The organism is Solicola agrisoli (assembly GCF_049059935.1).
GTDB lineage: Bacteria > Actinomycetota > Actinomycetes > Propionibacteriales > Nocardioidaceae > JAURVT01.
The window spans coordinates 1-11,418 of sequence record NZ_JBMGQR010000104.1; the positions used below are offsets into that span (position 1 = coordinate 1).

Below are 11,418 nucleotides of genomic sequence, written 5' to 3' on the forward strand. Positions count from 1 at the left end.
CGAGGACCTCCACCTCGCCCACGCGTCCGGTGCCGGCAACCAAGTCGTCCTCTACGGCGCGCGCACCGGCGGCGACGGCATCGGCGGCGTCTCGGTGCTCGCGTCCGAGACCTTCAGCGAGGACGGTCCGGCCAAGCGTCCGAGCGTCCAGGTCGGCGACCCGTTCATGGAGAAGCTGCTCATCGAGTGCACGCTCGAGCTGTTCGCGGCGGGCGTCGTCGCGGGCATCCAGGACCTCGGCGGCGCGGGCCTGTCGTGCGCGACCTCCGAGCTGGCCAGCGCCGGCGACGGCGGCATGCACGTCGAGCTGTCCACGGTGCCGCTGCGAGACTCGAGCCTGTCGCCCGAGGAGATCCTCATGAGCGAGAGCCAGGAGCGCATGATGGCCGTCGTCGAGCCCGACAGGCTCGAGGCGTTCATGGCCGTGTGCGAGAAGTGGGACGTCGAGGCCGTCGTGGTCGGCGAGGTCACCGACGGCGACCACCTCGTCATCGACTGGCACGGCGAGACCGTCGTCGACGTGCCGCCGCGCTCGGTGGCCCACGACGGCCCCACCTACGAGCGCCCCTACGCCCGCCCCGACTGGCAGGACGCGCTGCAGGCCGACACCACGGCGGCGCTCGCGCGTCCGTCCGGTGCCGACGACCTCCGCTCGGCGCTGCTCGACGTCGTCGGCTCGCCCAACCAGGCCGACAAGTCGTGGGTCACCGACCAGTACGACCGCTACGTCCGCGGCAACACCGTCCTCGCGCAGCCCGAGGGCGCCGGCGTGGTGCGCATCGACGAGGAGACCCACCTCGGCGTCTCGGTGGCCACCGACTGCAACGGTCGCTTCGCCAAGCTCGACCCCTACAACGGCGCCCTGCTCGCGCTCGTGGAGTCGTACCGCAACGTCGCCGCGTCCGGCGCGCTGCCGCTGGCCGTCACCGACTGCCTGAACTTCGGCTCGCCCGAGGACCCCGCCGTCATGTGGCAGTTCGAGCAGGCCACCCAGGGCCTGTTCGACGGCTGCCGCGCGCTGGGCATCCCCGTCACCGGCGGCAACGTGTCGCTGTACAACCAGACCGGCGACACCGCGATCCTGCCCACCCCGGTGGTGGGCGTGCTCGGCGTGATCGACGACGTCCGCACCCGTCTGCGCGGCGGCTTCGCGGCCGAGGGGCGCACCGTCCTGCTGCTCGGCGACACCCGCGACGAGCTCGACGGATCGGCCTGGTCCGAGGTCGTCCACGGCCACCTCGGCGGCACGCCGCCCGTCGTCGACCTCGACGCCGAGCAGGCGCTCGCCCGGCTGCTGGTGCGCTCGGCGCGCGAGGCGCTCGTCGAGTCCGCCCAGGACCTCTCCGACGGCGGCCTCGCGGTCGCGCTCGCCGAGGCCGTGATCAAGGACGGCGTGGGCGTCACCGTGTCGCTCGACGACGTCGCGTCCGACCCGTTCGTCGCGCTGTTCAGCGAGTCGACGGCCCGCGCGGTCGTCACGGTCACCGCCGAGCAGGCGCCGGCGTTCCGCGCGGCGGCCGAGGCCGAGGGCGTCCCCGTCCGCGAGCTCGGCACCACCGGCGGCGACGTCCTCGACACCGGGGCGTTCACCGTCGGCGCCGACGAGCTGCGCACCCGCTGGGCCGCGACCCTGCCCGCGGTGCTCGACGCCTGACGGCCGTGGACGCGCCCGCCTCGCTGCGCACGGAGCGGCTGCTCCTGCGGCGGTGGCGCCCGTCCGACCGTGAGCCGTTCGCCGCGTTGAACGCCGACCCGGTGGTGATGGAGCACTTCCCGTCGGTCCGCACCCGTGCCGAGAGCGACGACCTCGTCGACCGGGTGGAGGCCCGCTTCGACGAGCTGGGCTGGGGGCTCTGGGCGCTCGAGCGACTGGCCGACGGGGCGTTCCTCGGCTTCACCGGGCTCAACCCGATGCCCGCCGGCACTCCTGACCCGGACGGCACCGAGGTCGGCTGGCGCCTGGCCCGCCACGCGTGGGGCCACGGCTACGCCTCCGAGGCCGCACAGGCCGCGATCGCGCACGGCTTCGACGTCGTCGGCCTCGACCACCTCGACTCGATCACCGCCGTCACCAACGTCCGGTCGCAGGCGGTGATGCAGCGCGTCGGCATGCGCCTGGCCGCCCACTTCGACCACCCCGCGCTCGACGCGTCCTCGCCCCTGCGTCCCCACGTGATGTACCGCCTCGACCGACCGGCCTGAAGGAGCCCACGGCGAACCTCTCGCGGCGGGGGTGCGGCGGGCGCGGCAGGATGGGCCCATGACCCCATCGGACGCCGGACGGACCGCACTCGTGCTCGGTGGGGGAGGGATCACCGGCATCGCCTGGGAGACCGGCCTCATCGTCGGCCTGGCCGACGCGGGCGTCGACCTCACCACCGCCGACCTCGTCGTCGGCACCTCGGCGGGCTCGGTCGTGGGCGCGCAGGTGACGAGCGGCGTGCCGCTGGCCGAGCTGTGGGAGCGTCAGCTGGCTCCTGTCGAGGACGGGCCCGTCGCGTCAGTCGGGGCCGGGCAGATCGCGGCGTTCGGCGTCGCGCTGCTGCGCGCCCGCGGCGACCTGACGACGTTCGGCGCGCGCGTCGGCGGGTACGCGCTCGGCAAGTCCGACCACGGCGGCACCCCGGACCAGCAGCAGCGGCTCGACGCGATCGCCGAGCGGCTGCCCGTCCACGAGTGGCCCGAATGCGACCTGCGCGTCTGCGTGGTCGACGCCGTGCTCGGCGAGCGCCACGTGCTGGACGGCGACAGCGGGTTCCCGTTCGTCGACTCGGTCGCCGCGAGCTGCGCCGTGCCCGGCGTCTACCCGCCGGTCGACCTCGGCGGCCACCCGTACATCGACGGCGGCATGCACTCGGCGGCCAACGTCGACGTCGCCTCGGGCTACGACCGCGTCGTCGTCATCGCGCCGCTCGCCGCGGGCATCGGGCCGATGCGCAGCGCGCGCGACCAGCTCGACGACCTCCGCGCGCCCCACGCGATCCTGGTGACGCCCGACGAGGGCGCGAAGCAGGCGATCGGGCGCAACGTCCTCGACCCCGCCGCGCGTCCGCCGTCGGCCCGCGCCGGACGCGCGCAGGCCGCGACGATCGCCGACCAGGTGCGCGCGGTCTGGCACGGCTGACGATGGCTCCCCGTCTCCGGCCACTCCCGGCGGACGAGTTCGCGGCCGTCGCCGCCCGTCTGGACGCCGGCGACCCCGACCGCGCCGATCTCCGCGCGGCCACCAAGCACCTGCTCGCGCTGCTCGTCGAGCGCGCTCCGGGCAACGCGGTCGAGGTGCGCGTGCCGCCCTACAGCGCCGTCCAGGCGGTGGCCGGCACCCGGCACACCCGTGGCACGCCGCCGGCCGTCGTCGAGATGGACGCCCCCACCTGGATCGCCCTGGCCCGCGGCCGGCTCACCTGGGCCGACGCCCGCGCCGCCGGACGCGTCCGCGCCAGCGGCGAGCGCTCCGACCTCAGTCCGCACCTCCCCCTCGCCTGACCCCACGATTCGACGACTTGCGGCCCGTCCAGGCGTCGGGAACGGGCCGGAAGTCGCCACATCGTGGGGAGGGGGGACGGTCAGCGGCGGCCGCGCTGGAGCTTGGCCCAGACCTGGGGCTCGGCGGTGGGCCACTGGGGGAGGTCGACGGACTTGCGGTACGCCTTCATCGCCCTGGTGGTGGCGGCGTCCCAGATGCCGGACGCGGGGGCGCCGTAGCCGGCGGCGCGCAGGGCGGTCTGCACGCGGTGCACGCTCTTGCCGGTGTGGCCGTGCTTGAGCACCGGGGTGGTGCCGCGGGCGACGAGGGCCGTCCACGTGCCGCGCGTGATCTTCCCGGTCTGCTTGAGGCCGCGGGCGCGCTGCAGCCGGATGACGGCGTTGCGGGTCTTGGCGGTGAACCTCTCGTTCACGACGCCGGGACCGAAGCCCTGCTTCTTCAGCAGGCACTTGGCGACCTTGACCTTGAAGTTCGAGCGGCCCTTCTTCTGCGCCGTGAACGTCGAGATCTTCTGGGCGTTGCACAGGCCCTTGGCCTTGGTGGCCCGTGAGCCCTTGCCGACGTCCATGAAGTTGTAGTCGATGTGGATCTTGGTCTTGTTGTACGTCGTGGTGCGGTCGAGGACGTACTGGTGGATCCGCTGGTGGTTCGACCAGCCGTCGTCGCGCAGGTACTGCCCGCCGTCGGTGTCGGCCCTGCCGTTGGACCACGCCAGCCACAGGTGGCCGGGCAGGTTGTACGAGCTGCGCGAGGGATCGGTGCGCACGACGTCGAGCGCACGGATCGCGGCCGACGCGCTGGAGTAGACGCCCGAGCCGTAGCCGCGGGCCTCGATCCGGTCGGTCCAGCCCTCCATGAACGACAGGACCGCCTCGTTGCACGTGGTGTTCGCGATCGGGTACTGCTCGATGTCGAGGTACAGGTAGCTGTTGCGGGCGATGCCGAGGGCGCCGGACGCCTTGACCGCCTCGTTGGCCTCCGCGATGCCCTGCGAGCGAGCGGTGGCGACGTCGCTCGACATCTTGCCCTTGGAGTTGCTGCCGCGGCAGGGCGCCTGCAGCCCGACGTGGATGGGGATGAAGCGCCACCCGCGCGCGGCCTGCGTCTGCACCCACTGACGGGTCAGGTTGGGCTGCGCCTCGCACGCGCGCTCGCTGCCCGAGACGTAGATGCCCACCGCACGGAACGGCGACGCGACGCGCCACGCGTCCATCGCCTTCTGGGTCGGGGCGTTGCAGGTGTCGAAGCCGTAGCCGGTGAACGAGCCGGGCGTCACGGTCTCCGCGTCGGACGAGCCGGCGGAGACGACCACCACGCCGCCGGCGGCGACCGCGCCGATGACGAGGGCCGAGAGAAGTCTGCGCATGGTCGGACATTCTGCCCCACACGTCACACGATGTCGTCCATTCTGACGAATCGCCGGACCTCCCGCAGACTGCCCCGACGTGAGACGGTGCCCCCGTCCCACCCGACCAGCCCGGAGGCCGACGTTGTCCACCGACACCCCCGGCGTGCTCGTCGTCGGCAGCATCACCGTCGACGTCACCGCCTTCGCCCGACGCCTGCCCGCACCGGGCGAGACCGTGCTCGGGGACGACCTCAGCCTGGTGCTCGGCGGCAAGGGCGCCAACCAGGCCGTCGCCGCGGCGCTCGCCGGCGCCGACACCATGATGGCCGGCGCCGTGGGCGACGACCCGTTCGCCGACGTCGCGCTCGACGCACTGCGCGGTCACGGGGTGGACGTCTCCGCGGTCCGCCGCGTCGCCGGGCCCACCGGCGTCGCCCACATCCGCGTCGACGCCGCCGGCGAGAACGACATCGTGATGGTGCCGCTGGCCAACGCGACGGTCGGTGCGTCCGACGTGGACGCCGCCGTCCGCGCCGCCGCGGGACGGGCGCGCGTCCTGCTGCTCCAGCTCGAGACCCCGGTCGAGGTGGCCCGGCACGCCGCCCGCGTCGGGCGCGAGGCGGGCCTGCTCGTCGTCCTCGACCCGGCACCGGCGGTCCCCGACCTCGATCCCGCGCTCTGGGCCGACGTCGACGTGGTGACGCCCAACGAGACCGAGGCGCGGATCCTCACCGGCCTGCCCGTCGACAGCCTGGACGACGCCCGCGCCGCCGGCCGCTGGTTCGTCGAGCGCGGCGCCGGCTGCGCCGTGGTCACGCTCGGCGGCCGCGGCGTCGTCGTGGTCACCGCCGACGACTCGCTGCACGTCCCCGCGCGGCCCGTCGACGTCGTCGACAGCACCGCCGCCGGCGACGCGTTCGCCGGCTACCTCGGTGCCGGCCTGGCCAGCGGGCAGGACGTGCCGGCAGCGCTGCCCCGCGCCGCCGCGGCCGGGACGCTGACGGTCACCCGCCGCGGCGCGTCCGCCAGCCTGCCCGCGGGCGTCGACGTCGACCGGCTCGCGCGGTCCTGACCGACGCGGTCAGAAGCGGCGCGAGCCCGGGACGCGGAGGTCGGCGACGCGCCAGCGGGCCTCGTCGTCGCGGACGAGCCGCAGGACGGCGGGGGTGGTGCGCCCCGAGAGCTCGATGTCGAGGTCGACGTCGGCGTCGCGGGGGCGCTCGTCGACGCCGGTGACGTCGAACCGCGACTCGCGGATCTGCCGGGCGACGTCGAACTGGCCGTCGCGGTAGATGGTGCGCCGGCTCAGCACGCGGCACTCGACACGGGCCGCCTCGGCGTTGGCCGAGACGTCGGCGACGGCGTCGCAGTCGAGCCGCTGGAGCGCGGTGACGTAGTCCTCGGCCACGTCGCGGGGGGACGGCCCGTCGGAGGGGGCGACCAGCATGCTGCCGACGGCGGCCACGGCGAAGACGCCGCCGACGGTGCCCAGCACGACCGCCAGGCCCTTGCGGTCGCGGCGCGGCGGCGGCCCGGGCGACCGGCCGTCGTCCTGACCGACCGTGCCCCAGTACACCAGGGTCGGCTCGGGCGGCGACGTCGTCACCTCGCCAGAATACGGGCGCGGACCAGGCCCCGCCCACGTCGTATCGTGCCCGCATGACCGACCCCCTCGCCGACGCCGTCGAGCGCGTCCTGCCCTCCGTCCTGAGCGACCTCGTCGACCTCGTGCGCATCGAGTCGGTGTGGGCCGACCCGTCCCGGCACGACGAGGTGCACCGCAGCGCCGACGCGGTCGCGACGCTGCTGCGCGACGCCGGGTTCCCCGAGGTCGACGTCGTCGACGAGGGCGGCGGCCCGGCCGTGATCGCCCGGCACCCCGCACCCGAGGGTGCGCCGACCGTCCTGCTCTACGCCCACCACGACGTGCAGCCCGAGGGCGACCACGCGCGCTGGACGTCGCCACCGTTCGAGGCCACCGAGCGCGGTGACCGGCTCTTCGGACGCGGGGCCGCCGACGACAAGGCCGGCATCGCCGCGCACCTGGCCGCGTACCGCGCCTTCGACGGGCAGCCCCCGGTCGGCGTCACGGTGTTCGTCGAGGGCGAGGAGGAGTCGGGGTCGCCGACGATCGTGCCGCTGCTCGAGCGCCACCGCGACCGCCTCGCCGCCGACGTCATCGTCATCGCCGACTCGGCCAACTGGGACGTCGGCGTCCCCTCGCTCACCACCACGCTGCGCGGCCTGGTCGACTGCGAGGTCGAGGTCAGCACGCTGTCGCACGCGGTGCACTCGGGCATGTGGGGCGGCGCCGTCCCCGACGCGCTGACGGCGCTGTGCCGCCTGCTCGCCACGCTGCACGACGACGCCGGCGACGTCGCGATCGCGGGGCTGACGAGCTCGACCGCCGCCGACCTGGAGTACCCCGAGGACCGCCTGCGCGCCGAGTCCGGGCTGCTCGACGGCGTGCGGCAGATCGGCACCGGCTCGGTCGTCGAGCGGCTGTGGGCCAAGCCCGCCGTCGCCGTCATCGGTCTCGACGCGACGCCCACCGCGTCGGCGTCCAACACGCTGACGCCGTCGGCGCGCGCCACCGTCAGCGTCCGGATCGCCCCCGGCTCGGACCCGCAGGCCGGCATGGACGCCCTCGTGGCGCACCTGGAGTCGCACGCGCCGTGGGGCGCGAAGGTCGTCGTCACCCGCGGCGAGACCGGTGCGCCGTTCGCCGTCGACGCCGACGGCCCCGCCTACGACGCCGCGCGCGACGCGTTCCGCGAGGCGTGGGACGGCACCGCGCCCGTCGACGTCGGCATCGGCGGCTCGATCCCGTTCATCGGCGAGTTCGCGGCGATCTTCCCCGACGCCAAGATCCTGGTGACCGGCGTCGAGGACCCCGACACCCGCGCCCACGGCATCGACGAGGGCCTGCACCTCGCGGAGTTCCGCCGCGTCTGCCTCGCCGAGGCCCTGCTCCTGCGCAACCTCGCCGAGGCCCTCTGAGACCGGTCAGACGACGCTGCGGTCGCGGTCGGCCCAGTAGGGCTTGCGGAGGTCGCGCTTCATGATCTTGCCCGTGGGGTTGCGGGGAAGGGCCTCGACGACGTCGACCGACGACGGGCACTTGTAGCGGGCGAGGCGCTCGCGGGCGAACGCGATCAGCTCCTCGGACGTCGCGCTCGTCCCGGGCTTGAGGGCGACGACGGCCTTGACCGTCTCGCCCCAGCGGTCGTCGGGCACGCCGATCACGGCGAGCTCGGCGACGGCGGGGTGCTCGGCGAGGACGCGCTCGACCTCGGGGGAGTACACGTTCTCGCCGCCCGTGACGATCATGTCCTTGAGCCGGTCCTCGACGTAGACGAAGCCGTCCACGACGCGTCCGATGTCGCCGGTGCGGAACCAGCCGTCGTCGGTGAGCACCTCGCGGGTCTCGTCCGGACGCCCGAGGAAGCCGGCCATCACCTGCTCGGAGCGGAACCACAGCTCGCCGCTCTCCTCGGGGGCGGCGTCCTCGAGCGTCACGGGGTCGACGACGCGCACCTCCGCGCCGGGCAGCGGCGTGCCGGCGGAGACGAGCCGCTCGGGGTGGTCGGCGTCGAGGTGCGCCTCGGGCAGCAGGTGGGTGATGACGCCGCACACCTCGGTGAGGCCGTAGACCTGAACGAACCGGGTGTCGGGCCAGGCCGCGAGCGCCGCCCGCAGCAGCGGAAGGGGCATCGGTGCGGCGCCGTAGCAGAAGTACTTGAGCCTCCCGAAGAGCGCGGTGGCCTCGGGACCGGCCGCGAGGATGCCCGCCGCGACCGCCGGCACCAGGAACGCGTGCGTGGCGCCCGCCATGATCGCGCCGGCCAGCGACTGCGGGTCGGGGTCGCGGGTCATGATCGTCGACTGCCCGAAGTGGATGCCGAACAGCGAGTACGACGTGCCGCCCACGTGGAACTGTGGCATCGCCACCAGGCTGACGTCGCCGGGGTCGACGTCCCAGCCCTCGATGGCGTTGAGCGTGTGCGCCACCATGTTGCGCTGCGTGAGCATCACGCCCTTGGGGCGACCGGTGGTGCCCGAGCTGTACATCACCAGGCAGACGTCGTCGGGCGTCACGTCGTCCGCGCGGCCGGTCGGCGTCGACGCGGCCAGCCACTCCTCGTAGGCGTCGCCGGGCGTGCCCTCGGGCGTCACCTCGACGACGCGCTCGACGTGCTCGAGGCGGTCGCGGATGGTCTCGATCGCCGGCAGCAGGTCGGTGCCGACGAACAGGATGCGCGCACCGGAGTCGTTGATCGAGTAGTCCAGCTCGTCGCCCGCGAGGCGCCAGTTGATGATCGCGGTGGCGGCGCCGACGGCCGCCGCGCCGAGCGTGACCTCGGTGCAGGCGGGGTGGTTCTTGTCCAGGAACGCGACGCGGTCGCCACGACCGATCCCCGCCGCGAGCAGGCCGCCGCTGACCCTCCGCACGCGCTCGTCGGTCTGCGCCCACGTCCAGGACCGGGAGAGGTAGGTGAAGGCGGGTGCGTCGGGCGTGGTGACGGCCCAGTGCCGCAGGCGGTCGTCGGTGAAGCGGGGGGCGGGGGCGTCGGTCATGGCGTCTCCTGGCGGGCGCGCGCCGGCGGTCGGCGTCTGCGGGTGGGCAGACTGTGGCACGCGTCACGTGGCCCGGACAAGGCCGGAAGGCGGGATGGGCCCGTTTGCGTAAGGTTGGCCACCATGACCTCCACACCCCCGTCGTCCCCGCCGTCGCGCGAGGGCCAGGTGCTCGCCGGCCGCTACCGGCTCGGAGCCCTGATCGGGCGAGGCGGCATGGCCGAGGTGTACCGCGCCCTCGACGAGTCGCTCGGCCGCCCGGTCGCGGTCAAGATCCTCACCAACGCCGCCAACGCCGAGTCCGTCGAGCGCCACTCCGCCGAGGCGCAGATCGGCGCCCGGCTGAACCACTCCGGTCTGGTCGCCGTGTACGACGTCAGCACCGACCACGACCCGCCGTTCCTGGTGATGGAGCTGGTCGAGGGCATCACGCTCGCCGACGCCCTCGAGCGCGGCCCGCTCGCCTCGATCGCCGTGGCCGAGATCGGCGCGCAGCTGCTCGCCGCGATCGCCGTCGTGCACGCCGCCGACGTGCTGCACCGCGACATCAAGCCGTCCAACGTCATGGTCGCCGAGGGCGAGGAGCCGGTGGTCAAGCTCACCGACTTCGGCATCTCCCGGCTGATCGACTCCACGCGCCTGACGTCCACGGGTCTGCTCGTCGGCACCGCGCGCTACCTCAGCCCCGAGCAGGCGGCCGGCGAGCACGTCGACCGCCCCACCGACGTCTACGCGGCCGGGCTCGTGCTGCTCGAGTGCCTCACCGGTGTGCAGGCGTTCCCGGGCACGCAGGTCGAGACGCTGTCGGCCCGCCTGCACCGCCAGCCCGAGATCCCGGCCGAGCTCGGCCCGGGCTGGGCGACGGTTCTCGGCGCGATGACCCAGCGCGACCCCGCCCTGCGTCCGGACGCCCGCGAGTCCGCCGCCGCGCTGCGGACCGTGGCCGACGGCGGCGTCCCCGTGCTCACCGACCGCACGTCGCAGGGCACCCGGGCGATGGGAGCCGCCGCCGCGGGAGCCGCGGCGGGCATGGCGGCGGCCGGCGCGCCCACCCAGGCGATGGGCGCGGTGCCGCACGACCCGTCCGCGACGCAGGTCGCCCCCGCCCCCACCGGCACCTACCCGCCCGCGGGCGCGACTCCCGTGCGCGGCGACGACGATGACTCCAAGGGCAGCAAGCGGTGGCCGCTGGTCGTGGCGCTGCTGGTGATCGCGCTGCTGGTCGCGGGCCTGATCTACGCGGTCACCGCCGGCAGCGGCGACGGGGACCCCGTCGACACCCCGACGACGACCGCCCCCACCACCGAGGAGCCCTCGGACGAGCCGACGACCGAGGAGCCGACGCAGGAGCCGACCACCGAGGAGCCGACGCAGGAGCCGACCACCGAGGAGCCGACGGAGGAGCCGACCACCGAGGAGCCGACGCAGGAGCCGACCACCGAGGAGCCGACGGAGGAGCCGACCGACGAGGCCACGGAGCCGACCTCCGGAGCCGGCCCCGGGAACGGCAACGGCAACGGCAACGGGAACGGGAACGGAAATGCGGGCCCGGGCAACGGGAACGGACCCGCCAAGGGACCGGCGGCCCCGGCCGGGCCGAAGGACGACGCGCGCGACCTGGTGTCCCCCGGCCCCGACGCCGCGGAGTGATCAGGCCGGCGTCTCGCCCTGCGCCTTGAGCTGCTGCTCGATGCGCTCCAGCGTCGACTCCATGCTGGTGCGGGTCTTGGCCGGCATCCCGGTGCGCTTGAGCAGGAAGCCCTGCTTGTCCTGCGACAGGTCCCACGTCTCGCGGACGAGGGTGCCGCCGCCGTCGGTGGGCTCGAGCTCGTAGCGCCAGATGCGGCCGCCGACCACCTTGGCCAGGAACCCCGACCCGGTGGTCTGCCAGGCGATGCGACGGTCCTGCTCGAACTCGATCACGGTGTTCTGGGTGGAGTACGAGAACCCCTGGTTCATCGACATCCCGAACACCGACCCCTGGCGCAGCGGCTCCGACGGGCCC

11 protein-coding genes are annotated in these 11,418 nt (G+C 74.4%); 7 read left to right on the forward strand and 4 right to left on the reverse strand.

Features of this window, described 5'->3' with window-relative positions:
- From purL to ACI6PP_RS21565, 4 genes are all read left to right on the forward strand, one after another.
- The coding region (gene purL / locus ACI6PP_RS21550) for a phosphoribosylformylglycinamidine synthase subunit PurL (RefSeq protein WP_421113764.1) at window positions 1–1,654 on the forward strand (1,654 nt) is incomplete at its 5' end.
- 5 nt (window positions 1,655–1,659) lie between these two features.
- Window positions 1,660–2,202 carry a GNAT family N-acetyltransferase gene (locus ACI6PP_RS21555; RefSeq protein ID WP_421113765.1) on the forward strand — a complete coding sequence of 181 codons (543 nt, stop codon included), beginning with the start codon at window positions 1,660–1,662 and terminating at the stop codon, window positions 2,200–2,202.
- 58 nt (window positions 2,203–2,260) lie between these two features.
- A complete protein-coding gene (locus tag ACI6PP_RS21560) occupies window positions 2,261–3,124 on the forward strand; it encodes a patatin-like phospholipase family protein (RefSeq protein ID WP_421113766.1) in 864 nt (287 codons plus the stop codon).
- 2 nt (window positions 3,125–3,126) lie between these two features.
- Complete coding sequence (locus ACI6PP_RS21565) at window positions 3,127–3,486, forward strand: sterol carrier family protein (protein ID WP_421113768.1); 360 nt, start codon at window positions 3,127–3,129, stop codon at window positions 3,484–3,486.
- 80 nt (window positions 3,487–3,566) lie between these two features.
- Here ACI6PP_RS21565 and ACI6PP_RS21570 read toward each other — a convergent pair whose 3' ends face one another.
- Entirely contained in the window at window positions 3,567–4,853 is a 1,287-nt protein-coding gene (locus ACI6PP_RS21570; protein ID WP_421113769.1) for a glycoside hydrolase domain-containing protein, read from the reverse strand.
- Window positions 4,854–4,977: 124 nt separating this feature from the next.
- On the opposite strand from ACI6PP_RS21570, the gene ACI6PP_RS21575 reads away from it, so the two are divergent.
- On the forward strand, window positions 4,978–5,907 hold the full coding sequence (locus tag ACI6PP_RS21575) for a ribokinase (protein ID WP_421113770.1): 930 nt from the start codon (window positions 4,978–4,980) through the stop codon (window positions 5,905–5,907).
- Between the two features lie 9 nt (window positions 5,908–5,916).
- Here the strand turns inward: ACI6PP_RS21575 and ACI6PP_RS21580 are convergent, their stop codons facing one another.
- Window positions 5,917–6,441, reverse strand: coding sequence for a hypothetical protein (locus ACI6PP_RS21580; protein WP_421113771.1), 525 nt, complete (start codon window positions 6,439–6,441; stop codon window positions 5,917–5,919).
- Window positions 6,442–6,494: 53 nt separating this feature from the next.
- Between ACI6PP_RS21580 and ACI6PP_RS21585 the strand changes: the two genes are divergently transcribed.
- Window positions 6,495–7,835, forward strand: coding sequence for a dipeptidase (locus tag ACI6PP_RS21585; RefSeq protein WP_421113772.1), 1,341 nt, complete (start codon window positions 6,495–6,497; stop codon window positions 7,833–7,835).
- Window positions 7,836–7,841: 6 nt separating this feature from the next.
- Here the strand turns inward: ACI6PP_RS21585 and ACI6PP_RS21590 are convergent, their stop codons facing one another.
- Entirely contained in the window at window positions 7,842–9,413 is a 1,572-nt protein-coding gene (locus ACI6PP_RS21590; RefSeq protein ID WP_421113773.1) for a long-chain-fatty-acid--CoA ligase, read from the reverse strand.
- Window positions 9,414–9,536: 123 nt separating this feature from the next.
- On the opposite strand from ACI6PP_RS21590, the gene ACI6PP_RS21595 reads away from it, so the two are divergent.
- Window positions 9,537–11,063: a serine/threonine-protein kinase gene (locus ACI6PP_RS21595; protein ID WP_421113775.1), complete on the forward strand. Its 1,527-nt coding sequence runs from the start codon at window positions 9,537–9,539 to the stop codon at window positions 11,061–11,063.
- Here the strand turns inward: ACI6PP_RS21595 and ACI6PP_RS21600 are convergent.
- Window positions 11,064–11,418, reverse strand: a 355-nt coding sequence (locus ACI6PP_RS21600) for an SRPBCC family protein (RefSeq protein WP_421113776.1), incomplete at its 5' end; no start/stop codon positions are given.

Excerpts from the sequence above, each read along its gene's own strand:
- ACI6PP_RS21585 (WP_421113772.1), top strand. The coding sequence starts at position 6,495 with ATGACCGACCCCCTCGCCGACGCCGTCGAGCGCGTCCTGCCCTCCGTC.
- ACI6PP_RS21570 (WP_421113769.1), bottom strand. The coding sequence starts at position 4,853 with ATGCGCAGACTTCTCTCGGCCCTCGTCATCGGCGCGGTCGCCGCCGGC.
- ACI6PP_RS21590 (WP_421113773.1), bottom strand. The coding sequence starts at position 9,413 with ATGACCGACGCCCCCGCCCCCCGCTTCACCGACGACCGCCTGCGGCAC.
- ACI6PP_RS21560 (WP_421113766.1), top strand. The coding sequence starts at position 2,261 with ATGACCCCATCGGACGCCGGACGGACCGCACTCGTGCTCGGTGGGGGA.
- ACI6PP_RS21565 (WP_421113768.1), top strand. The coding sequence starts at position 3,127 with ATGGCTCCCCGTCTCCGGCCACTCCCGGCGGACGAGTTCGCGGCCGTC.
- ACI6PP_RS21595 (WP_421113775.1), top strand. The coding sequence starts at position 9,537 with ATGACCTCCACACCCCCGTCGTCCCCGCCGTCGCGCGAGGGCCAGGTG.